General features: G+C 65.5%; 21 protein-coding genes. 12 read left to right on the forward strand and 9 right to left on the reverse strand.

Annotated features, from left to right (window positions below; translation table 11 throughout):
* The first annotated feature begins 26 nt into the window (after positions 1-26).
* Positions 27-1,226, forward strand: coding sequence for a TIGR03862 family flavoprotein (locus tag R2C4_RS18915; RefSeq protein ID WP_141891791.1), 1,200 nt, complete (start codon positions 27-29; stop codon positions 1,224-1,226).
* Here the strand turns inward: R2C4_RS18915 and R2C4_RS18920 are convergent.
* The 5 genes from R2C4_RS18920 to R2C4_RS18940 form a co-directional block, all read right to left on the reverse strand.
* Positions 1,199-1,789, reverse strand: a complete 591-nt coding sequence (locus tag R2C4_RS18920; RefSeq protein ID WP_141891792.1) for a glutathione S-transferase family protein — start codon at positions 1,787-1,789, stop codon at positions 1,199-1,201. The two genes, R2C4_RS18915 and R2C4_RS18920, sit on opposite strands and share 28 nt — an antisense overlap.
* A 76-nt stretch (positions 1,790-1,865) precedes the next feature.
* Positions 1,866-2,894, reverse strand: coding sequence for a DNA polymerase III subunit delta (holA, locus tag R2C4_RS18925; protein ID WP_141891793.1), 1,029 nt, complete (start codon positions 2,892-2,894; stop codon positions 1,866-1,868).
* Positions 2,891-3,406 carry an LPS assembly lipoprotein LptE gene (gene lptE, locus R2C4_RS18930; protein WP_141891794.1) on the reverse strand — a complete coding sequence of 172 codons (516 nt, stop codon included), beginning with the start codon at positions 3,404-3,406 and terminating at the stop codon, positions 2,891-2,893. Before lptE ends, holA begins: the two co-directional genes overlap by 4 nt.
* Positions 3,393-5,957, reverse strand: a complete 2,565-nt coding sequence (gene leuS / locus R2C4_RS18935) for a leucine--tRNA ligase (protein ID WP_141891795.1) — start codon at positions 5,955-5,957, stop codon at positions 3,393-3,395. The genes lptE and leuS overlap by 14 nt, the downstream gene beginning before the upstream one ends.
* An 88-nt stretch (positions 5,958-6,045) precedes the next feature.
* Positions 6,046-6,531, reverse strand: a complete 486-nt coding sequence (locus R2C4_RS18940; protein WP_141891796.1) for a DUF3576 domain-containing protein — start codon at positions 6,529-6,531, stop codon at positions 6,046-6,048.
* Positions 6,532-6,839: 308 nt separating this feature from the next.
* Here R2C4_RS18940 and R2C4_RS18945 point away from each other — a divergent pair, with 308 nt between their 5' ends.
* Together R2C4_RS18945 and R2C4_RS18950 are read left to right on the forward strand one after the other, a co-directional pair.
* Positions 6,840-7,853: a porin gene (locus R2C4_RS18945; RefSeq protein WP_141891797.1), complete on the forward strand. Its 1,014-nt coding sequence runs from the start codon at positions 6,840-6,842 to the stop codon at positions 7,851-7,853.
* Between the two features lie 123 nt (positions 7,854-7,976).
* Positions 7,977-8,627, forward strand: coding sequence for a YggS family pyridoxal phosphate-dependent enzyme (locus R2C4_RS18950; protein WP_141891798.1), 651 nt, complete (start codon positions 7,977-7,979; stop codon positions 8,625-8,627).
* A 57-nt stretch (positions 8,628-8,684) separates the two neighbouring features.
* On the opposite strand, the gene R2C4_RS18955 is transcribed toward R2C4_RS18950, so the two are convergent.
* Both R2C4_RS18955 and ribA read right to left on the reverse strand, forming a co-directional pair.
* Positions 8,685-9,194, reverse strand: a complete 510-nt coding sequence (locus tag R2C4_RS18955; RefSeq protein ID WP_208764509.1) for a L,D-transpeptidase family protein — start codon at positions 9,192-9,194, stop codon at positions 8,685-8,687.
* A complete protein-coding gene (gene ribA, locus R2C4_RS18960; protein ID WP_141891799.1) occupies positions 9,194-10,282 on the reverse strand; it encodes a GTP cyclohydrolase II in 1,089 nt (362 codons plus the stop codon). Before ribA ends, R2C4_RS18955 begins: the two co-directional genes overlap by 1 nt.
* A gap of 173 nt (positions 10,283-10,455) precedes the next feature.
* Here ribA and R2C4_RS18965 point away from each other — a divergent pair, with 173 nt between their 5' ends.
* The 5 genes from R2C4_RS18965 (at position 10,456) to R2C4_RS18985 (ending at position 14,373) form a co-directional block, all read left to right on the forward strand.
* Positions 10,456-11,142 carry a response regulator transcription factor gene (locus R2C4_RS18965; RefSeq protein ID WP_027245320.1) on the forward strand — a complete coding sequence of 229 codons (687 nt, stop codon included), beginning with the start codon at positions 10,456-10,458 and terminating at the stop codon, positions 11,140-11,142.
* Between the two features lie 234 nt (positions 11,143-11,376).
* Positions 11,377-12,165, forward strand: coding sequence for an exodeoxyribonuclease III (locus R2C4_RS18970; protein ID WP_141891800.1), 789 nt, complete (start codon positions 11,377-11,379; stop codon positions 12,163-12,165).
* A 424-nt stretch (positions 12,166-12,589) separates the two neighbouring features.
* Positions 12,590-13,516: a thioredoxin family protein gene (locus tag R2C4_RS18975; protein WP_141891801.1), complete on the forward strand. Its 927-nt coding sequence runs from the start codon at positions 12,590-12,592 to the stop codon at positions 13,514-13,516.
* Positions 13,517-13,543: 27 nt separating this feature from the next.
* Complete coding sequence (locus R2C4_RS18980; protein ID WP_141891802.1) at positions 13,544-14,188, forward strand: LON peptidase substrate-binding domain-containing protein; 645 nt, start codon at positions 13,544-13,546, stop codon at positions 14,186-14,188.
* The gene (locus tag R2C4_RS18985; protein ID WP_141891803.1) at positions 14,185-14,373 is read left to right on the forward strand and encodes a Trm112 family protein; all 189 of its coding nucleotides are present in this window, start codon (positions 14,185-14,187) and stop codon (positions 14,371-14,373) included. The genes R2C4_RS18980 and R2C4_RS18985 overlap by 4 nt, the downstream gene beginning before the upstream one ends.
* A gap of 142 nt (positions 14,374-14,515) precedes the next feature.
* Here the strand turns inward: R2C4_RS18985 and R2C4_RS18990 are convergent, their stop codons facing one another.
* The gene (locus R2C4_RS18990; protein WP_141891804.1) at positions 14,516-15,742 is read right to left on the reverse strand and encodes an FAD-dependent monooxygenase; all 1,227 of its coding nucleotides are present in this window, start codon (positions 15,740-15,742) and stop codon (positions 14,516-14,518) included.
* 111 nt (positions 15,743-15,853) lie between these two features.
* On the opposite strand from R2C4_RS18990, the gene R2C4_RS18995 reads away from it, so the two are divergent.
* From R2C4_RS18995 to R2C4_RS19010, 4 genes are all read left to right on the forward strand, one after another.
* A complete protein-coding gene (locus R2C4_RS18995) occupies positions 15,854-17,185 on the forward strand; it encodes an amidase (protein ID WP_141891805.1) in 1,332 nt (443 codons plus the stop codon).
* Between the two features lie 109 nt (positions 17,186-17,294).
* The gene (locus R2C4_RS19000) at positions 17,295-18,473 is read left to right on the forward strand and encodes an aminotransferase class I/II-fold pyridoxal phosphate-dependent enzyme (RefSeq protein WP_141891806.1); all 1,179 of its coding nucleotides are present in this window, start codon (positions 17,295-17,297) and stop codon (positions 18,471-18,473) included.
* A gap of 114 nt (positions 18,474-18,587) precedes the next feature.
* Positions 18,588-21,632, forward strand: coding sequence for a DNA translocase FtsK (locus tag R2C4_RS19005; RefSeq protein WP_141891807.1), 3,045 nt, complete (start codon positions 18,588-18,590; stop codon positions 21,630-21,632).
* A gap of 79 nt (positions 21,633-21,711) precedes the next feature.
* Positions 21,712-22,296 (forward strand): LolA family protein, encoded by a 585-nt coding sequence (locus R2C4_RS19010; protein ID WP_058285316.1) that lies wholly within the window; start codon positions 21,712-21,714, stop codon positions 22,294-22,296.
* 242 nt (positions 22,297-22,538) lie between these two features.
* Here the strand turns inward: R2C4_RS19010 and R2C4_RS19015 are convergent, their stop codons facing one another.
* On the reverse strand, positions 22,539-23,126 hold the full coding sequence (locus R2C4_RS19015) for a transglycosylase SLT domain-containing protein (RefSeq protein WP_058285317.1): 588 nt from the start codon (positions 23,124-23,126) through the stop codon (positions 22,539-22,541).
* Between the last annotated feature and the right edge of the window lie 14 nt (positions 23,127-23,140).

Here is a 23,140-nt window from a genome sequence, read left to right on the forward strand (position 1 = left end):
GCGGCGGGCGCTGGCAAGGGGATGGCATGACGGAAACGTGGGACGCAGTGGTGATCGGCGCCGGGCCTGCAGGTCTGATGGCGGCAGAGGAACTGGGCCGCGCCGGGCACCGGGTGCTGGTGATCGAGGCCAAGCCGTCGGTTGCGCGCAAGTTCCTGATGGCGGGCAAGTCCGGCCTGAACCTGACCAAGGATGAGCCTTTTGAGCAGCTGATCACGCATTATGGCGGCGCAGCGGACTGGCTGGCACCGATGATCCGCGCCTTTGATGCGCAAGCGGTGCAGGATTGGGCACTGGGGCTGGGGAGCACGTTGTTCACCGGATCGACGGGCCGGGTGTTTCCCACGGTGATGAAGGCCTCGCCGCTGCTGCGCGCCTGGCTGGCGCGGCTGGACGGGTACGGTGCTCAGATCCGCACCCGCTGGCGCTGGACCGGCTGGGACGGCGCTGCGCTCGCCTTTGAGACGCCGGAGGGGCCGCAGCGGATCGGGGCCGGGGCCGTGGTTCTGGCGCTGGGCGGCGCCAGTTGGGCTCGGCTCGGCTCGGACGGGGCATGGGTGCCGCATCTGCGTGAAAAGAGCGTGAAAACCGCGCCGTTCCAGCCGGCCAATGCGGGTCTGCTGGTGGAATGGTCCGCGCATATGAAGCCTCAGTTCGGCCAGCCGCTGAAGGGCATTGCCCTGCGCGCCGGCAGCCTGGCGTCGCGCGGTGAGGCGGTCATTTCGGAGCGCGGCCTGGAGGGCGGCGGCGTTTATTCCGTCTGCGCGGCGGTCCGGGAGGGTGCGGTTCTGCAGATGGATCTGCTGCCGGACATGGATGCGGCGGAGATTGCCAGCCGCCTGTCCCGGCCGCGCGGCAAGGCGAGTTTTTCCAACCATCTGCGCAAGGTGCTGAAGCTGGGACCCGCGCGAACGGCGGTGTTGCAGGAATTCGGGCGACCGCTGCCGCAGGATGCGCAGACCCTGGCGCAGCTGATCAAGGCGCTGCCGGTGCAGCACGCAGGCTTGCGCCCGATGGATGAGGCGATTTCCACCGCAGGCGGCGTCTGCCGCGGCGCGCTGGAGGACACCCTGATGCTGAAACAGCTCCCCGGCACGTTCTGCGCCGGGGAGATGCTGGATTGGGAAGCGCCCACCGGCGGCTACCTTCTGACCGGATGCCTGGCGACCGGGCGCTGGGCGGGCCGGGCGGCGGCGGCTTACTTGGCGAGTGCCGCGACCCGCTGAAAGGCAGGGCGCTCCCGCATCCGCTTGCCGTAGTCCTGGATCTTCTCGCCCTCGACCGGGAATTTGGCGCTGCGCGCCCAGTTCAGGCAATGGGTGAAGATGATGTCGGCGATGGTGAAGTCCTCGCCCATCAGGAAGGGACCGGTCATCTTGTCCTCAAGCCGCGCCAGATTGTGGCCGAACTCCCATTTCAGGCTGCCTTTCACCTCCGGCACCCGCTGTTCCTCGGGCAGGATAAAGCTGTGGCGGGCCGCGGCCCACAGGACGGCGTCGAACTCGTCCAGCAGCAGATGGGTGATCGCGTCCTGCTTGGCGCGGGCCACCGTCCCGGCGGGCGCTGTCAGCGCGCCGTGCTTGTCGGCCAGATAGGTGATGATGGCGGTCGAATCGGTGATGACCTCCCCCTCTGCCTGCAGCACCGGCACCTTGCCCGAGATATTCAGCGCCTGAACCTCCGGGCTGCGGGGGCCGTGCGGGTGGAGCTCATAAGGCTCGCCAAGCTCTTCAAGCGCCCAGAGCACCCGGAAGGTGCGGGTGAGCGGCATGCCTGTGACGGTGTACATCATCTCTCTCCTGTTCATGTGCGGGTAAGATGCGCCGCCGGCGGAGGCGGATCAAGCGGGACGGCGCGCCGCCGGTTCAGCGGGCGCGGCCCAGCATTGCCAGCCGGATCAGCGCCCGTTCCATCAGCGCCAGCGCCGGGGCGGTCTGGCCGGCAGACCGCAAGGCCAGATCGGTGTCGGTGATGATGGTCAGCGCGGTTTCCAGCCGGTTCGCGCCCCAGTTCTGCGCCTGCCGCAGCATCCGGTCGCGGCGCTTGCCATAGAGCGGCGGGCGCAGATGGCCGATGCCCTGGGCCGGGCCGCCGGGGGCGGCTGCGATGGTGTAGAGCGTGCGGAAATGCCGTGTCGCGCCGATGCACAGCGTGACCGCGTTGGTGCCCTGCGCCTGCAGGCGGCGGATCAGCGGGCCGATTTCGGCGCTGCGCCCCTCGGCCACCACGTGCAGCACGTCATCCAGCGCGGCTTCGGTCGATTGCGGGGCAACGGCGGCGATATCCTCCAGCGCCAGCGGGCTGCTGTCGCCGTGTTTGTACAGCGCCAGCTTCTCGATCATGCGGGAGAAGTCGCCGGGGCCGGTGTCATTGGCGATATCGGTAAGCGCCGACATGCTGTCGGCGGGCACGCCGCGGATGCCGGCCTCGCCGAGGATGCGTTCGATCTCGGCCCGCGAGGGCGGATCATCGTAGATGCCCGCGGCGTAGGCGTTGTTGTGGCCCTCAAACGCCTTGCGCAGTTTGGACGTGGCCTTGAGCTGCCCGGCAGTGACAACGATCTGGGCATCGCCCGGCTGCCATTCCTCCAGCGCTGCGGTGATGGCAGGCGTGGCCGTGTCGTTGGCGCCCTCGACAAAGACCGCCCGGATGCCGGGAAAGAACCCGACTGCCTTCACCGCATCCAAAAGCTGGGCCGGATCCTTGCGCAGGTCTGCGCCGGGCAGGCGGCTCAGGCGCATCTCTTCCTCGGCGCCGGGGCCAAGCAGGGTGGCCAGCACCTGCTGCCGCTTGAGCGACACGCGCATGGCGTCGGCGCCATAGATCAGGATGCCGGTTTTGCCCGGATCGGGCTTGGCGAAATACCCGTCTGCCTCGCGCGGGGAGAGCTTCATTCTGCCGGCGCGGAGAGATCCGCAGTTGCCAGGATCTGTGTCGTGATCTGGTCTGCCAAAATCACCATCAGCCGCTCATGCGCGTCGCGCTCGCCCGCCAGCGTTTCCACGGTGGAGCCGGTGGCGGAGTAGCCGGTGAAGTTCCGCACGGTGCCGCTGGAGACAATATTGCCAGCTGACAATCGTGTTAGGGAATAGTTAACCGTTCCGATCACCGAATAGCGGGTGATCTCATTTCCGGCGGTGATTGCCTGCCCTTCTTCCTGGGTGCTGAGCGTCAGATCCAGCCGGTAGTCCGGGCTGCCGCCGCGGCCCAGCCGCTGTTCCAGGTTCTGCACCAGGAAATAGGCGTCGGTGCCGGTGGCGCCTGTGATCTCCTCGGGTGCCTGAACCGCGATCCGCCCATGCAGCGCGGACCCGGTGCCGCCGGGAGCGTACACCGGGGTAAAGCCGCAGGCCGCTGCCACCAGGGGCAGGGCCAGCAGCAGGGTTCTGCGGTTAAGCAACGACATTCACGATCCGGCCCGGCACAACGATCACCTTCTTCGGAGCGCTGCCATTCAGCGCCTTTTGCACAGCTTCATGCGCGAGGGCCAGTTTTTCAACCTCTGCCTTGTCCAGATCCTTGGCGACCTCAATTTCGCCGCGGCGCTTGCCGTTGATCTGGATCGGCAGGGTGACAGTGTCCTCGACCAGCATCGCGTCGTCCGCAACCGGCCAGGGTGCTGTGGCGCACAGGCCTTCGCCGCCCTGATGGTTCCAGATGTCCTCTGCCAGGTGCGGGGTCATCGGGGACATCAGCTGCGCCAGCGTCATCACCGCCTGGCGCTGCACCTTATAGCTGGCCTTGGATTTCGACAGCGTGCCGGTGAAGGCGTAAAGTTTGGCAATCGCGGCGTTGAAGCCGAAGGAATCGATGCCCAGCGTCACGTCGCGGATGCACTTATGCATCTCGCGCAGCAACTCCTCGTCGCCTTCGCCATCGGCGTTGCGGTCCATCTCCCCGATCCGGTCGCACAGGTTCCAGACCCGGTTCAGGTGCTTGTGCGCGGCCTCGGCACCGGAAGCGGTCCATTCCACGTCCCGCTCGGGCGGCGAATCGGACAGCACGAACCAGCGCGCGGTGTCGGCGCCAAAGGACGAGATGATGTGCAGCGGGTCCACCACGTTGTTCTTGGACTTCGACATCTTGGCGGAGGGGATGATTTCCACCTCGGTGCCGTCCTTGAGGAAGCCCTTGCCGTCCTTCAGTTCCACTTCCTCGGGGTAGTGGTAGACCGGGCGGTGATTGCCGCCGGTGGTCTTGTAGATCGCGTGGGTCACCATGCCTTGGGTGAACAGCGCGTCAAACGGCTCCTTCGATTTCTCCGGCAGGTGGCCGCAGATGTGCATCGCGCGGGCAAAGAAGCGCGAGTACAGCAGGTGCAGAATCGCGTGCTCGATGCCGCCGATGTACTGGTCGACGTTCATCCAGTATTCGGCCTCGGCCATGTCGGTCGGGGTTTCGGCGCGCGGGGCGGTGAAACGGGCGAAATACCAGGACGAGTCCACGAAGGTGTCCATGGTGTCGGTTTCGCGCTGGGCCGGCTTGCCGCAGGACGGGCATGCGCAGTCGCGCCAGGTCGGGTGGCGGTCCAGCGGGTTGCCCGGAACAGAGAAGTCGATCGGTTTGCCGCCCTCATCATAAGGAAGCGCAATCGGCAGGTTCTCTTTCTTCTCCGGCACCACGCCGCAGTCTGCGCAGTGGACCACAGGGATAGGGCAGCCCCAGTAGCGCTGGCGGGAGAGGCCCCAGTCGCGCAGGCGGTATTTAGTGACGCCTTGGCCCCAGCCGGCCTTTTCCGCGAAGTCGACGGTGGCGTTGATCGCATCTTCGCCGGTGGCCTCGGTCAGCCCGGCGAAATGATCCACCCAGCGGACCTTTTCGGACTTCGGCGGCACCAGGGCCTCGGTTGCGACCGGCGCGTCCTCATCCAGTGCAAAGAAGGCGTTGGTGACCGGCAGGTCATACTTGCGGCAGAAATCCAGGTCGCGCTGGTCATGCGCCGGGCAGGCAAAGATCGCGCCGGTGCCGTAATCCATCAGGATGAAATTGGCGATCCAGACCGGCAGCTCCCAGTCGGGGTTCAGCGGATGCTTCACGCGGATGCCGGTGTCATAGCCCAGCTTCTCCGCCGTTTCGATGGCTTCCTCGGTGGTGCCGCCCTTGCGGCACTCGGCAACAAACGCTGCAACCTCTTCCGATTCGGCCTCCAGCGCCTTGGCAACCGGGTGATCGGGCGAGATGCCGACGAACGATGCCCCCATCAGCGTGTCCGGGCGGGTGGTGTAGACCTCGATCGGCGCGCCGCCGTCGGTGCGCTCGAACGAGAACTGCAGGCCGCGCGACTTGCCGATCCAGTTTTCCTGCATCAGGCGGACCTTGGCGGGCCAGTTTTCCAGGGTGTCCAGCGCCGACAGCAGCTCTTCGGAGAAATCGGAGATCTTGAAGAACCACTGGGTCAGCTCGCGCCGCTCCACCAGCGCGCCGGAGCGCCAGCCGCGGCCGTTCTCGACCTGCTCGTTGGCCAGCACGGTCATGTCGATGGGGTCCCAGTTCACCACCGCGTTCTTGCGGTAGACCAGGCCCTTTTCCAGGAAGTCGAGGAACAGCGCCTGCTGCTGGCCGTAATATTCCGGGTCGCAGGTCGCGAACATGCGGCTCCAGTCCAGCGACAGGCCCAGCGGCTTCATCTGCTCGACCATCGTGTCGATGTTGGAGTACGTCCAGTCCTTGGGGTGTCCGCCGGACGCCATCGCGGCGTTTTCGGCGGGCATGCCGAAGGCGTCAAACCCCATTGGATGCAGCACGTTATGGCCGGTCGACAGCTTGTAGCGCGCGATCACGTCGCCCATCGTGTAGTTGCGCACATGGCCCATGTGCAGTTTCCCCGACGGGTAGGGGAACATCTCCAGCACATAGTACTTGGGCTTGCCGCCGGTTCGCTTGGCCTGGAAAATTCCGGCCTCGTCCCAGGCTTTCTGCCATCGTGCTTCGATTTCAGGAGCTATGTAACGCGGCATCAGAGCGGTCCTTTGCATGAAAACGCCGGGCAAGTGGCCCGGCGCATCTGATAATGGGGTTTGGCTGGTGTTTCCAGTGCGCAGCGGGTCAGAGTTTCTTGTCCGCGATGCGTAGCTGCCGAGCGCGGGAAAGAATCGCATCTTCGACCGCCCGGGTGGTGCTGGCGCTGACCGGGCCGCCCTTGGACTGCAGGGCCACATTCAGCGAGCGCGCGTCCAGCGCCGGGTCCTTGATATGGATGGTCGCCCGGTAGGAGCGGCCGCCGCCCGGCGGGGTGCCGTAGCCGGTGACAATGACACCGGTGAACGGATCGACCGACTGCACCGGCAGGAACGACAGCACATCCAGGCTGGCGGTCCACAGGTAGCGGTTCACCTGAACGGTCTGATCCGGCTTGGCGTTCAGGAAGTCAAAGACCGAGGACTTGGTCGCGGCGCCCTGAATCTCTTCCTTGTGGCTGATTGTCCGGGCCGTGCTGGACGGCGCATCGCCGCCTCTGTTGCCGCCGCACGCCGCGAGGCTGAGACAGATCGCACCGACCAAAGTTACCCGCAGGGTCTTTCCGTATTCCATAACCGCTCCCGGAGCCATTTTCTGCGCGAACACCTAACGCAAGCCAAGCCGGCGGAGCAAGGGCTTTGGCTGCTATAGTGAGGCTGTTGTGCTGCGCCGCCGGGTGTTTCCGCCGTAACCCGGGCTTATCCGGCGGCACAGTGCGCCAGGGGCGGGCAGACTGTGGCAAAGCTGCACCATCCCGGGCCGCATCGTTTCGCCTGACTTTCCCAAGACTTGCCAAAACGGGGCCGAAAGAGCGAAACCCCTTGGCATACCCACGCCGGATTCCCCGGTTTGGGCTGAGGAATAGAAACCGAGGGAAAAACATGAAAAAGGTTCTCTTCGCGACTACCGCGCTGATCGCCACCGCAGGCATGGCCGCGGCAGAAGTCAAAATCTCCGGCTACGGCCGTTTCGGCCTGGACTGGAACGAAGCAAACGACGTTGCCGGTAACCTGGACAACACCGACGCAACCAACATCACCAGCCGTTTCCGTCTGACCTTTGACGCGTCGACCGAAACCGACGGCGGCGTGACCGTTGGCGGCCGTATCCGCGCCCAGGCAGAAAACCGTGACGGCAATCAGGGCCGTGCAACCTTCTCCAGCCCGCAGTTCCACGTCGCATACGGCGGCCTGCGTGTGAACGTCGGCAACATCTGGGGCGCGATCGACTCCGCACCGGGCCTGTACCTGAACACCACCTCGGTTGGCACCGGCATCGACGGCATGGGCTTCAATTCCCTGGCCATCAAAGGCGCTGGCTTTGACACCTTCACCTCCGCAGGCGTTGGCCGTGGCGGCATCGAAGCCATCTACTCCGCTGGCGGCTTCACCGGTCACGTCTCCTACTCGAAGCAGAACGGCACCGCAGGCACCTCGACCGACGCGAACGGTGTTGAGCGCACCGCGCTGATGCTGAACTACTCGTTCGGCGACTACTTCGTGACCGGCGCATACCAGTCCGCAGACAACGGCCGTACCATCACCAAAGGTGGCGTTGCTGTGGAAGCTGACGACGATGTGATCTTCCTGGCAGGTGGTGCTGACTTCGGCCAGTTCGGCGCAACTCTGCAGCTGGCACAGACCGAAGAAGCAGACAGCATCACCCTGGCTGGTGAAGCAGAAGTCGGCGCAGCCTCGACCGTGATCGCATGGGTCAACTCCACCGACATCGACACCGGCGTGACCGCAGGTCAGACCGTGACCGACGGCACCGCCTTCGGCATCAACTACGAGTACGATCTGGGCGGCGGCGTGACCTTTGTTGCTGGCTACGTGAACACCGCAGCTGACGACAACGACAACTCGGTTCAGGCAGGTCTGCACTTCAGCTTCTAAGCTGAAGCACGCCTAGCGTGACTTTCGGGGCGGGTTCCTTCGGGGCCCGCCCTTTTCTTTTGCCTCTTAACATTGGCGGCCAAACAGTGTTTTTTGCGGCCAAACAGAGATGAGGCCGGACCCATGCCGCTAGAAGATATCAAATCCAGGATTGCCAAGGCCGAAGCAAACGCAGGCCGCGCGCCGGGCAGTGTTCAGCTGATCGCGGTGTCCAAGGTGCAGCCGGACGAGCGGGTCGAAGCGGTGCTGGAAGAAGGCCACCGCTGTTTTGGCGAGAACAAGGTGCAGGAGGCCGCAGGCAAATGGCCTGCCTTCGCCGAGCGCTACGACGGGATCGACCTGCACCTGATTGGCCCGTTGCAAACCAACAAGGCGCGCCAGGCGATGGAGCTGTTTGACAGCATTCACTCGGTGGACCGCCCGAAACTGGCCAAGACCCTGGCCCGGCTGGCGCAGGAGCTGGGCACGTGCCCGGACCTGTTCATTCAGGTGAACACCGGCGAAGAGGAGCAGAAAGCGGGCGTGATGCCGGCAGAAGCGGATGCGTTCATCGCCGAATGCCGTGCGCTGGATCTGCCGGTCAAGGGCCTGATGTGCATCCCGCCGGTGGATGAGGAGCCGAGCCTGCATTTCGCGCTGCTGGCCAAGATTGCCAAACGCAACGGCCTGCAGGGCCTGTCGATGGGCATGAGCGGCGATTTCGAGTCAGCCATCGCACTTGGCGCCACCCATGTCCGGGTCGGCTCTGCCATCTTTGGTGCCCGGACTTACTGAGGCGTAAAAGTTTTGGAAAAACTTTTGCCAAGACTTATTAGACAAGTCTTGGCTGCGTCAGGCGCGGCCCAAGGGCGGCACGATGAGCCGGGTGCCCGGCTGGAGGCGGGCGGCCAGCCAGTGGAGGCCGGCCCGGGAAAAGGCGATGCAGCCTTCGGTGGGAAACCCCGGACGCCGCCATTGATGCAGGAAGATGGCTGAGCCTTTGCCGGGCACGGCGTCCGGCCAGTTCCAATCCGTGACCAGGATCAGATCATACAGCGGATCCGCCCGGCGCAGCTTTTCGTGGCTGAAGGCATAAGGCGCCCGGACATGGCGGTTGTAGGCGCTGTGGCCTGCATCATCCGACCACAGATCGCCTGGGCCGATCGGCTCTGCCCAGGGGGCAGGGCGGGCGAGGCGGTCCGGGCGGTACAGCATTCCCGCAATCCGGTGAATGCCAACGGGCGTGGCACCGTCGCCTTCGCGTTTGGCGCGGGACAGCCCGCCTTTGCCGATGGAGCAGGGCAGGACCCGGCCTAGGAAACGCACGCCGCGCGGAGTGAGGACCAGATCGGCCGGCGTCATTACAGCATGTGCCCGGATTTGCGGGCCTTTGTCGCCAGGTAATGCTGGTTGTGGGCGTTTTCACCGACATGCAGCGCCACCCGCTCCGCCACATGCACTCCGGTTTTTTCCATCATCGCGATTTTGTTCGGGTTGTTGGTCAGCAGCCGCACCTGGGAAAACCCCATCTTCTGCAGGATCGCGGCGCCCAGGCGGAAATCGCGCTCATCATCTTCAAAGCCGAGCCGGTGGTTGGCTTCCACCGTGTCAAAGCCCTGATCCTGCAAGGAATAGGCCCGCATCTTGTTGGCGAGACCGATGCCGCGCCCCTCCTGGTTGAGGTACAGAAGAACACCTGCACCTTCTTCGCCCATCTGCGCCAGCGCGCCGCGCAGCTGCGGGCCGCAATCGCACTTGAGCGAGCCCAGCACATCGCCGGTGAAGCAAGCCGAATGCAGCCGCGCCAGCACCGGTTTGGAACGGTCGGGGCGGCCGATTTCGACGGCGTAATGCTCCTCGGCGCCATCCTCGGGCCGGAAGATGTGCAGGCGCCCGGCTTCGGCGGCGTCCATCGGCAGGCGGGCCGCAGCCACCGGATGCAGGGGCGAGCTTTCACTGAGCAGCGGTGCCGCGGCAGTCCGGGACAGGGTGGTCAGCCCGTGACCCGCGGCAAATTCAGCCGCCCCGCTGAGCGGCACGAGGGCCGCGGCCGGCAGCAGGCGCGCGGATTTCACCAGCGCAATCGCCAGCCGGTGCAGGTCCGCACTGCCGCCGCGCTGGCTCGACAGCGGGCCTTTCATCGGTGTGTTCAGGTCGTCTGCCGGGTCTGCCAGCGCCTGGATCCAATGCAGCCCTTCGGATGCGGGAACGGCCACGCGGGCGATATCCTCGTCGTAAACCCGGGCTTTCAGCGTATCCGCCCGGCGCGCGGTCAGGGCCAGCGACAGGTCCCCCAGCGCCCGCATGTCTGCCAAGCGTGCCTCTGTCAGGGATTCGACAGCAATCGCCAGGGCCGCTTCCTCGCCGTTTGCCAGCACCACCGGCAGCCCCATGCGCAGATCGACCCGGGCGCGGGCCAGCAGTTCGATCATCGTGGGCATCAGGCTCATGCGGGGTATCCGGTGTTATTCTGTAACAAAGGCTCGCCGTCTTTACGCCCAAATGCAACGGATGTGAAACAATTTCCATGTCATGGACACGTCGGCGTGAGAGTTTTGCAGCAAATCTTGCCGCGGGCGCAAGGGATGCGCATTTGTGGTTTCAAGAACAGGAGGGTGAGCCGATGGCGCAACTGAAGAAAATTCTGCTGGTTGATGATGACGAAGACCTGCGCGAAGCCTTGAGCGAGCAGCTGGTGATGACCGAGGACTTCGATGTCTTTGAAGCTGAGAACGGTCAAAGCGCGATGGAGCGCGCCAAGGAAGCCCTATATGACCTTATCATTCTGGATGTCGGCCTGCCGGACACCGACGGGCGGGAGCTGTGCCGCCTGATGCGCAAGCAGGGGGTGAAGTCGCCGATTCTGATGCTGACCGGCCACGACAGCGATGCCGATACCATCTTGGGGCTGGATGCCGGCGCCAACGACTATGTCTCCAAGCCGTTCAAGTTCCCGGTGCTTCTGGCCCGCATCCGCGCCCAGCTGCGCCAGCATGAGCAGTCGGAGGATGCGGTCTTTGCGCTGGGGCCTTACACGTTCAAGCCTGCGATGAAACTGCTGATCACCGAGGATGACCGCAAGATCCGGCTGACGGAGAAAGAGACCAATATCCTCAAGTTCCTCTACCGCTCCAGCGACGGTGTGGTGCCGCGCGATGTGCTGCTGCATGAGGTCTGGGGCTACAATGCGGGTGTCACCACCCACACGCTGGAAACCCATATCTACCGGCTGCGGCAGAAAATCGAGCCCGACCCGTCGAATGCGCGCCTGCTGGTGACGGAATCAGGCGGATACCGGCTGGTTGCCTGACACACGCGTTGAGCCAGATCAAAGAAGACACTAGAGTTCATCTTTAGACTGTATTCGATCCCGCGCATATCCGGGTTACGATATGCACCTCCCTGTTGGACTTGGCCGGGCCTCTTGCCCGGCCTTTTTTTGGGCGCCGGGCCGCACGGGGCCTTTGCGCAATTCCTCTCTGGCCCTTCCTGGCCGGGGCGGGCAGTATCGCGCCCGAACCCGGATTTCATGATGAGGCGCGCGATGCCATTTACCCTTGCCACCTGGAACATCAACTCGGTCCGCCTGCGCGAGCCGATTGTGCAAAAGCTCTTGCAGGAGGAAGGGCCGGATGTGCTGTGCCTGCAGGAGTGCAAAAGCCCGGTGGAGAAGATCCCGGTGGAGGGGTTTGCGGCGCTCGGCTACCGCCACATGGTTGCGCGCGGGCAGAAGGGGTATAACGGCGTTGCAATCCTGTCGCGGCTGCCGATCGAGGATGCCGGGGAGCAGGACTTTGCCGCCCTTGGCCATGCCAGGCATGTGGCCGGGCGGCTGGAGAACGGGGTGGTGATCCACAACTTCTATGTGCCGGCGGGCGGCGATGTGCCGGACCGGGAGGTGAATGAAAAGTTCGGCCAGAAGCTGGATTACCTGACAGCCATGCGCGACTGGTTCCATGCGGACAAGCCGGAGAAATCCGTTCTCGTCGGCGACCTGAACATCGCGCCGCGCGAAGATGACGTCTGGGATCACAAGAAGCTGCTGAAGGTGGTGAGCCACACGCCTGTGGAGGTCGCGCATCTGGCCGAAACCCAGGAGGCGGGCGGCTGGATCGACATCACACGACGCGATATCCCTGAGGGCAAGCTCTACAGCTGGTGGTCCTACCGCGCGCGCGACTGGGATGCGGCGGACAAGGGGCGGCGGCTGGATCATGTCTGGGCGACACCGGATATTGCCGGGGCGGGCCATTCCAGCCGCATTCTGCGCGATGCCCGCGGCTGGGAAAAACCCAGCGACCACGCGCCGGTGTTTGCAACCTTCGATCTCTGACCGCGGGCGGGGGAGGGTGGGGGTCTCCCGCCTGATCCGGGTCCTCCGCTAGAGGACCCTTCTCCGTTGGGCCTGGCACTGCGCTGGCGCGCAGTGCGGGCACGCCGCGCGGCAGCGCGGCGCGCGGCCCAACGCCGCCAGGGAGCTGGCGCAGCCAGGGCCTGCCAGCGGGGGCGGGAGCGCGCCGGGCCAGCCCAGCCCGACCTTGGATCACGCGGTCAGGGTCATCAGCGGCAGCACCGCCATGCGGCTGCTAACGCTCCAGGGATGTGCGTGCCGGTTGCAGGCGGCATCATCCGGCCGCATCAGCCGTTGCGATGCGGCAAAGAGGTCAGACCGGGGCCGCGCCGCGGTCAACTCCTCTCTTGGTTTCCGGCGCGCAGGATTCCATATAGGGGGTAAGTTCCAAGCGGAGAACAAACTGATGAGCGACATTTTTGGCAGCGCCGCACCGGCGGGCGATCTGATCAAGGACGTGACCGAAGCCACCTTTATGCAGGACGTTGTCGATGCGTCGATGCAGGCTCCGGTGATCGTGGATTTCTGGGCCCCCTGGTGCGGTCCCTGCAAGACCCTGGGTCCGATGCTGGAGGCGGCCGTCACCAAGGCCAAGGGCGCTGTAACCATGGCCAAGATCAACGTCGACGAGAACCAGCGCCTGGCGCAGGCGCTGGCGCAGCAGGGGCTGCCGCTGCAATCCATCCCGACCGTTGTCGCCTTTGTGCAGGGCCGTCCGGTCGACATGTTCCAGGGCGCCTTGCCGGCGTCGGAAATCGACGCCTTCCTGAAGAAAGTGATCGAGGCCGCGGGCGGCACCGCCGATGGCGGGCTTGGCGAAGCGCTGGAGGCCGCGGAACAGATGCTGGCCGAAGGCGCGGTTGCGGATGCGGCCCAGACCTTTGCAGCCATCCTGGGCGAGGACGACAAGAGCGCCGCCGCCTACGGCGGTCTGGCGCGGGCCCATATTGCCCTGGGCGAACTGGATCAGGCCGAAGCGGTGCTGAACGGCGCCCCTGCGGACATCGCCTCCGCGGCGGAAATCGAAGCGGCTTTTGCGCAGATCGAGCTTGCCCGCCAGGCGGAGAATGCCGGTCCGGTGGTGGAGCTGCGGGCCGCTGTCGAGGCAAACCCCGGCGATCACCAGGCCCGCTTCGATCTGGCGCAGGCGCTGCATGCAACCGGCGACGCCGATGCAGCCGTTGCTGAACTGCTGGAGCTGTTCCGCCGCGACCGGGACTGGAATGACGGGGCCGCCAAGACGCAGCTCTTCACCATCTTCGACGCGCTCAAGCCGAACGACCCGGTGGTTCTGAACGGGCGGCGCAAGCTGAGCTCGATGATATTTGCCTAAGATCGGGGCAGCACTACACTCTGTCCTATGATCCAGCCAGCCGATCTGCCGGACACCATTGCCGTGTTTCCCTTGCCCGGGGCGCTTTTGCTGCCCCGCTCACGCCTGCCGCTGCACATCTTTGAGCCGCGGTATCTGCAGATGCTTGAAGACACGCTGAAAACGCGGCAGCGGCTGATCGGCATGGTGCAGCCTTGCCCGGGGCCGAACGGGCAGGGCGAAGACCTGCATGCGATCGGCTGCGCCGGGCGGGTCACCCAGTTCTCCGAGACCGAAGACGGGCGGTACCTGGTCACGCTGTCTGGCGTGTCCCGGTTCCGCGTCACCCGCGAGTCCAGCGGGTTTGCCCCGTACCGGCGCTGCGATGTCAGCTGGGCAGGATTTGAACGCGACCTGGGCCGGACCGAGGCGGATGCGGCGCTCGACCGCCCCTCGTTCCTGAACCTGCTGGAACGGTTCTTTACCGCCCGCAGCCTGTCGACCGACTGGGAGGCGCTGAAAGAGGCTGAGGATGAGCTGCTGATCAATTCGCTGGCGATGCTGCTGGAGTTCGACCCCGAGGACAAACAGGCCTTGCTCGAGGCGCCCTGCCTTGCGACAAGGCGGGAAACGCTTGTCACTTTGATCGAATTCGCCCTGCGCGGCGGCTCTCAGGAGGAAACCCTGCAATGACCGAACCACAGGTGCCGGCCTTTGACCGGCGGATGCTGGAAGCGCTGGTCTGTCCGCTGACCCAGACGGTGCTGGACTATGATGCCCAGGCACAGGAGCTGATCTCGCGCGCGGCCAATCTCGCCTTTCCGATCCGCAACGGCATCCCGGTGATGCTGGTGGATGAGGCGCGCGAGCTGAACTAGGTCCGGTTCCAGCACGGAACGGTCCGGACAGCCGCAGCACTGCGCGCCAGCGCGGTGCCGCGCCCAACTGTGCAGGGGCATCCCTGGGGATGGTCCGGAGCAGGCGGGAGCCCGCCCGCAGGTTGCTTCGGCGCGGCGCCGTCTAGATCGCCTGGCCTTTCAGCAGCCGGGGCAGGTCGCCGGTCAGCCCGGCCGCTTCACGCACGAAATTGCGGCGCAGCCCCGGGATCGCGCCGGCCACGCCCATGCCGATGTCCCGGCCCAGCCGCAGCAGCGGGTTGTCGTTGGAAAACAGCCGGTTGAACACATCCGTGGCCGCCACCAGAGAAGCCGTGTCAAAGCGGCGCCATTGCTGATAGCGCTCCATCACCAGCGGCGAGCCGATATCTTCACCGCGCCGGGTGGCTTCGGTGATCACTTCGGCCAGCGCTCCGACATCGCGCAGGCCGGCGTTCAGGCCTTGGCCGGCAATCGGATGCATCCCGTGTGCGGCGTCGCCAACCAGGGCCATGCGGTTGCCAATGAAGCTGTTGGCGATGGTCAGGTTCAGCGGGTAGGTGAAGCGTTTGCCAGCCAGGGAAATCTCCCCCAGGAAGTCGCCGAACCGGGGGCGCAAAGCCTGGATGTACTCTGCGTCATTCAGTGCGTGAATGGCCTTGGCGGTCTCCGTCCGCTCGCTCCACACGATGGAGGACCGGTTGCCCGGCAGCGGCAGGATCGCCAGCGGCCCGGGGGGCATGAAGAACTGATGCGCGATGCCGTGGTGCGGCTTTTCATGGTCGATGGCGCAGACCAGCGCAGTCTGGCCGTAGTCCCATCCGGTGCGCTTGATGCCCGCCCGCCGGGCAGTGCCGCTGCGGCGCCCGTCGGAGCCGACCAGAACCTGGCCGCGCAGCTCTCCGCCGTCGTCCAGAGTCACTGTCACGCCGGTCTGGTCCGGAGCCTGTGCGGTCACGGTCCTGCCGGACACAAGCGTAATCTGCGGCTGGTCTTCCATCGCCTGCAGGAAGGCGCGGCGCAGGAAGCGGTCCTCGACCATGTATCCCATCGGGCCTTCTTCCAGCTCGGCATGGTCGAAATGGATGAAGAACGGTGAGGGGCCGTGGCCAGCGTGCCCGTCCGTCACCTTGATTTCCAGCATCGGTTGCGCGTTGTCCCCGACATGCTGCCAGACGCCGGTCTGCTGCAGCAGCCGCTGCGAGGCGAGCGCCAGCGCGTAGCCGCGGCCGTCGAACCCGTCATCGGCCAGTTTGTCCGGGGTCAGCGAGTCGACCACGGTAACGCTGTGGCCGGTCTGTGCCAGGGCCAGGGCCAGCGCCGGGCCATTCAGCCCGCCGCCCACGATCAGGATATCGGACGCATTTTTCATGCCCCGCAATATGCGCCTGCTGGCGGGATTGTCCATGCAGGAAGCGCGGGATTGTGCCTGCGTCCTGCTGCCGCTACCGTCACCGGCAACTGCTTATGGGGAGACGGGCCTATGCAAGACTGGCTGACGATGACGGCCGCCGATCTGGGACGCGGGATTGAGACGGGTGAAATCGGCCCGGTGGCGCTGACCCGCTGCTATCTGGACGCCATTGACGCCCACCCCCTGACAGACCGGATCTACACGCAGGTGACCCGTGACCGGGCGCTGGCGGAGGCGGAAGCGGCTGAGCAGCGCGCCGGCCTGGGCCTGCGCCGGTCGCCTTTGGATGGGGTTCCGCTCAGCTGGAAGGACTTGTTCGACAGCGCCGGCACGGCGACCGAATCCGGCTCTGACCTGCTGAAAGGCCGGGTGCCGGATCAGGACGCGGCTGTCTTGCGCAACGCGACCCTTATGGGGACGGTCTGCCTGGGCAAAACCCATATGAGCGAGCTGGCCTTTTCCGGCCTTGGCTTTAACCCCGTCAAACAAACGCCGCCCTGCGTGAATGACCAGGGCGCAGCGCCGGGCGGGTCGTCCTCCGGCGCCGCGGCATCGGTGGCCTTTGGACTGGCGGCGGCTGGTATCGGCTCTGACACCGGCGGGTCGGTGCGCATCCCCTCTGCCTGGAACGATCTGGTGGGCCTCAAGACCACATCGGGCCGGATCAGCCTGGAGGGCGTGGTGCCCTTGTGCCTGAAGTTCGACACCATCGGCCCGCTGGCCCGCTCGGTGGAGGACGCGGGGCTGCTGCTGGGGCTGCTGGAGGGCACCGCGGGGCCTGATCTGCGCAATCCCGCAGCCCTTAAAGGGCGCCGCTTTGCTGACCTGCAGAATGTTGTGCAGGATGATCTGGACCCGAAAATTGCCGCGGCCTACCGGGAGACGCTGGAGCGGCTGAAACAGGCCGGGGCGCTGATCGTGCCGCTGGAAGTGCCGGAGCTGGAGGAGGCGATGGGCCTCAGCCCGGTTCTTTACACCACCGAAGCTTATGGGCTGTGGAAAGACGTGATCGAGGCCGCGCCGCAGCTGATGTATGCGGAGATCCTGGAGCGCTTCCGCACCGGCGCGCAGTTCAGCGGCCCGGATTACGTTGCGGCCTGGGCCAAGCTGGAACAGTGCCGGATGGCCTGGGATCAGGCGGTTGCCGGCTTTGATGCGGTGCTCAGCCCGGCCTCGCCGAACCTGCCGCCCAACCTGGACAGGCTGCAAAGCGACCATGACTATTACGTGCAGTCCAACCTGCTGGCCTTGCGCAACACGCGGGTCGGCAACCTGATGGGCCTTTGCGCGCTGTCGCTGCCCACCGGCACGCCCAGCTGCGGGCTGCAGGTGCTGGGGCAGCCGGACTGCGAGGAGGCGCTGCTGCGCACCGGCGCCGCGATCGAGGCCGCCTTGGCCTGAAAGCCACATTCGGCCCATCGGCCGCATCACCGGGTGGACGCACCCGCCCGCCATCTGTAACCTGAGGCGCAAACGGGGCGCCAATGATCCCGTGACCGAGGCACAAGACATGGATTTTCCTGAGCGGTTTTCGAACCTGCCAGCCTATGCGTTTCCGCGCCTGAGGGCGCTTCTGGACCATCACACTCCCGGCGGGGATGTGGTGCATATGACCATTGGCGAGCCGAAACATGCGTTCCCGGCCTGGGTCACCGATGTCATCGCCGAGAATGCTGCCGGATTTAATCAGTATCCGAACAATGACGGCACGCCGGAACTGCGCGGCGCCATCGCCGATTGGATCAGCCGCCGCTATGGCGTGACTGCGGACCCGGAAACGCAGATCATGGCGCTGAACGGTACCCGCGAGGGGCTGTATAACGCCGCGATGGCGCTGTGCCCGGAGCAGAAGAACGGCCAGACGCCCGTCGTGCTGATCCCGAACCCCTTTTACCAGGTCTACATGGTGGCGACGATCTCCGTCGGTGCAGAGCCTGTGTTTGTCCCCGCAACCGCAGCCACCGGCCATCTGCCGGACTATGAAAACCTGCCCGAGGACGTTCTGAACCGCACCGCGGTGGCCTATATCTGTTCGCCTGCCAACCCGCAGGGCGCGGTGGCCTCGCGCGCATACTGGACCCGTCTGATCCAGCTGGCCGAGAAATACGATTTCCGCATCTTTGCGGATGAATGCTATTCCGAGATCTACCGCGGCGAGGCCCCCGTGGGGGCGCTGACTGTTGCACAGGAGCTGGGCGCTGATCCGGAACGGGTGGTGCTGTTCAATTCGCTGTCGAAACGGTCGAACCTGCCGGGCCTGCGCTCCGGGCTGATTGCGGGCGGGGCGGAGACCATCAAGCGGGTGAAGCAGCTGCGGGCCTATTCCGGTGCCCCGCTGCCGGGCCCCTTGCAGGCCGCCGCCGCCAGGGTCTGGGCAGATGAGGCGCATGTGGCGGAGAACCGCGCGCTTTATCAGGAAAAATTCAAGATTGCCGATGAGGTCTTTGACGGCCTCAACGGCTATATGGCGCCCGAAGCGGGCTTCTTTCTGTGGCTTCCGGTGGACAACGGCGAACAGGCCGCGCTGAAGCTGTGGACGGAAACCGGCGTGCGGGTGCTGCCCGGCGCCTATCTGGCGCAGGGCGAACCTGGGCAGAACCCGGGCGAGAGCTACATCAGGGTGGCGCTTGTCGCCCCCGCCGAGGACACCCGCAAGGCGCTGAGCACGCTGCGCGGCTGCCTTTACTGAATTCTGCTGCGCGGCGCCTGCCGGGGCCGCACAGCCAAGACCAAAAAACGGACAGGCGCGTGACCCTGCGGTGAACAGCGGGGCACAGGCACAAGAAACGGAACTGAGGTAGGCATGGCATTTCAAACTCGCAGCCGCGATCCGCTGCTCGACAGCAACATGCAGGCGGCCATTGAAAAGCGCGGCAAGGAACTGATCGGGATTGCCCTGATCCTGGCGGGGCTGATGATTGCAGCCATGCTCGGCTCCTACACGCCGGAGGATCCGAACTGGACCGTGTCGACCGACGCGCCGGTGCAGAACTGGCTGGGCCGGCCGGGGGCCTCTGTCTCTTTCATTCTGATCACCCTGTTTGGCAAGGCCAGCTGGGCGCTGCCGCTGTTCCTGTCGGCCTGGGGCCTGCGGTTTGTGCTGCACCGGGGCGAGGACCGGGTGGTCTGGCCGCTCCTGTTGTCGGTGCCGTGGCTGCTGGTGGTGGCGCTGCATATGGAAACCCTCAATGCCAGCTCCGCCTGGCAGCAGAATTACGATTTCGGCCTGGGCGGCATGGTCGGCTATACCTTCCTGGGCGCGCTCTTGGCGCTGCTGCCGGTCAGCCTGCATTTCATGGTCAAGATCATGTCGCTGCTGAGCGCGGCAGGTATGCTGGCGCTGGGCTGCGCCGTGCTGGGCTTCACTTGGCCCGAGGTGAAGAAGGGCCTGCACAAGGTCACGGTCGGGCTGATCCTGGGCTATGGCGCGGTTGCCGCGCTGCTGGGCCGCGGGGCCTCCAGCGGGCTGCAGGCCGCGATGACCTACCGCAAGGAGCGGGGCGGGCGCGCGCATTCTGCTGCGGATGATGCCGCCGCCTATGACAGCACGGACCAAGACGCCGAGATGTTCGAGGACTACCCCGAAGACCCCTATGGCGACTACATGGCCGAGACCGCCCCGGCAGTGCCGGAAGCCCCGGCCAAGGGCGGGCTGCTGTCCCGCGTTCCGTCGCTGATCCGCCGCGCCGCGCCTGCGCCGGAGGCCGGAAACGCCTACGCGTCAACGCTGCAGGAGGCCGATGGCGCAGAAGATCTGGCGGACGGAGAGGCCGGCGAGGACCGGATTTCCCAGAAGATCGCCAACGCCGTCCGCATCCGCCGCGCCGCCGATGTGCCGCTGGAATACGACCCGAATCTGCCCCTGACCAAGGGCCGCGGCCAGCGCCCTGCGCCGTTGATCTTCAACCCGGCTGCCGCTCAAGGCGGTCTGCCGCCGGAGCCGCCGCTGACCGCTGCGATGGTCCCGGTGCCGCCGCTGGCGGAAGAGCCGGTTCTGGCCTGGCAGGCGCCGGAAGACGAACCCGCGATCCCCGAAGCACCGGTTGCGGATCTGCACGAAGATACCGATGACGCGGACTTTGCCGCTGAGGCCGGGATGCTGACCCCGGACCACGTGCCGTCTGAGGCGTTGCCGGATCATGCCGCGCCTGCTGTGCCGCCCGCGCCCGCCCCGGAAACGCCAAAGACGGCAGGACCGCGCCTGACGGTCGATCTGCCGGTGGCAGAGCCGCGCAAGGCTGTCGTGGAACAGCCGGTGCGCAAGACCGTGCAGCCCTCGGCGCGTGCCAAGGCTGAGGCCCAGCCCAATCTGGCCTTTGACGACAGCGGCAGCGATTTCGAACTGCCGCCGCTGAGCCTGCTGACCAACCCGGTCGGCATCGAGCGCCACCACCTCAGCGATGAGGCGCTGGAAGAAAACGCCCGGATGCTGGAAACGGTGCTGGACGACTATGGCGTCAAGGGCGAGATCGTCTCGGTCCGTCCCGGCCCGGTGGTGACAATGTACGAGCTGGAGCCGGCCCCGGGCCTCAAGGCCTCCCGCGTGATCGGCCTGGCGGATGACATCGCGCGCTCGATGTCTGCGCTGTCGGCACGGGTGTCGACGGTGCCGGGCCGCACCGTGATCGGCATCGAACTGCCGAATGAGAAGCGCGAGAAAGTGGTGCTGCGCGAAATCCTGTCGTCCCGCGACTTCGGCGATGGCAACCATGCGCTGCCGCTGGCGCTGGGCAAGGATATTGGCGGCGACGCCATGGTCGCGAACCTGGCGAAGATGCCTCACCTGCTGATCGCGGGCACCACCGGCTCCGGTAAGTCGGTGGCGATCAACACCATGATCCTGTCGCTGCTGTACAAGCTGACCCCGGATGAATGCCGCCTGATCATGATCGACCCCAAGATGCTGGAACTGTCGGTCTATGACGGCATCCCGCATCTGCTCTCGCCCGTTGTGACAGACCCGAAAAAGGCCGTTGTGGCCCTGAAGTGGGTGGTGGGCGAGATGGAGGACCGCTACCGCAAGATGTCCAAGATGGGCGTGCGCAACATCGCGGGCTACAATGGCCGGGTGAAGGATGCGCTCGCCAAGGGTGAAATGTTCTCGCGCACGGTGCAGACCGGATTTGATGACGACACCGGCGAGCCGGTGTTCGAGACCGAACAGTTCGAGCCCAAGGCGCTGCCCTATATCGTCGTGATCGTCGACGAAATGGCTGACCTGATGATGGTGGCGGGCAAGGAGATCGAGGCCTGCATCCAGCGCTTGGCGCAGATGGCGCGGGCCTCCGGCATCCACCTGATCATGGCCACCCAGCGTCCCTCGGTGGATGTGATCACCGGCACCATCAAGGCCAACTTCCCGACCCGGATTTCCTTCCAGGTGACCTCCAAGGTCGACAGCCGGACGATCCTGGGCGAAATGGGCGCCGAGCAGCTGCTGGGCATGGGTGACATGCTGTACATGGCGGGCGGCGCCAAGATCACCCGCTGCCACGGCCCGTTCTGTTCGGACGAAGAGGTCGAGGAGGTGGTGAACCACCTCAAGCAGTTCGGCCCGCCGGACTACGTCGGAAGCGTGCTGGATGGCCCGGATGACGACAAGGCCGACAATATCGACGCGGTGCTGGGGCTGAATACCGGCGGCAACACCGACACCGAGGACGCGCTCTATGACACGGCAGTTGCCATCGTGATCAAGGACCGCAAGTGCTCGACCTCTTACATCCAGCGCAAGCTGGCAATCGGCTACAACAAGGCGGCGCGGCTGGTGGAGCAGATGGAGGAAGAGGGCGTCGTCTCCGCCGCGAACCATGTCGGCAAGCGGGAAATTCTGGTTCCCGAACAGTAAGCTGACAAAAATCTGCCGATGCCGGATTCGCGAGGGTCCGGCATCTTCACATCTGCAATGCCGCACCTATGTTGGACTCATGAAACGGATTGCACTTGCCATTGCGCTGACCCTCGCCGCGCCGGCGTCCTGGGCGGCAGAGAAATTGAGCCTGAACGAGATTTCCCGTTATCTGAACGGGATCTCCACGGCGTCATCCCCCTTCACCCAAATCAACGAGGACGGCAGCCTGTCGACCGGCAAGCTGTACATGCACCGGCCGGGCCGGATGCGGTTTGAGTATGACGGCAAAGGCGGCGGCACGGTGGTGGCCGGCGGCGGGGCGGTGGTGATCCACGACCCCAAGTCGAACCAGCCGCCGGAGACCTATCCGCTGAAGCGGACGCCGCTGTCGATCATCCTCGACCGCCGGGTGGACCTGGGCCGCGCCAATATGGTGGTGGGGCACAGCTTTGACGGCACCTCGACCATCGTGCGGGCGCAGGATCCGGAGCATCCGGATTACGGCAGTATCGAGATGATGTTCACCGGTGATCCGGTGGAGCTGCGCAAATGGGTGATCCATGACAGCGCAGGCGGCAAGACAACCGTGATCCTGGGCGCGATGAAAACCGGCCAGAAGCTGTCCTCCAGCCTGTTCACCACCAGCGGCAGGTCCCGCTAAGGCACGATCCTCAGCGCAACAGCGGCTCCCGCGCCCGCGGCGGCGCTGGCTTTGCCGGAACCGCCTGGCGGCCTTGGGCCCGGCGCCGGGCTGGCGCCCGGCGCGCAACCGCGTTTTTCCTGCTGTAACGGGGCAATCGGCACGGGACCGCACCGCGCTTCAGCGCGGTGCCCGGCCCAACGGCTGAGTGGCTTTCGCCAGAAAGCCTCCGAAGCGGGCGGGAGTGCCCCGCCTGCTGCGCCTCAGCGGAATTTGCGGCAGGTGGCGAGCTGCGCCTGGTAGGTCTGGGCGCGGGACTCCACCTGTCCGGCGACGCGCATCAGCCAGGACTTGGAGCGGTAGCTGCCGCGGGCATAGCCGTAATGGCCTTCGTGATAGGCCAGGTACTGGTTGCGCGCGTCATAAAGCGGGATGCCGTTTTTCTCGTAGCTCTTGCGCATGTACCAGCCCATGAAATCGGTGGCGTCGCTGATGCGGTCGCGCTTGGCCCGGCGGCGTCCGGTGTCGCGGCGGTAATCGTCCCAGGTGCCGTCCAGGGCCTGGCTGTAGCCATAGGCGCTGGATTGCCGCCCGACCGGGATCACGCCCAGCAGGAACTGGTGCGGCGTGCGGGCATCGCCGCGGAAGCGGCTTTCGTGATAGATGGTCGCCATCTGCACATGCACCGGCACGCCCCAGCGGCGCTGGGTGGCGCGGAATGCTTTCAGGTACTCTGGCCGCTGCTGGATAATGCTGCACGCGTTATCCAGGTTGCGCGGCGGCGCTTTGTGCCCGCCTCCGCATGACGCTACCGCCATCAGGAGAACAAGGGCGCTCAGGAATCTGCTCATTGCCTCAGCCCATT

The sequence above is a fragment of the Leisingera aquaemixtae genome (assembly GCF_006740765.1).
GTDB lineage: Bacteria > Pseudomonadota > Alphaproteobacteria > Rhodobacterales > Rhodobacteraceae > Leisingera > Leisingera aquaemixtae.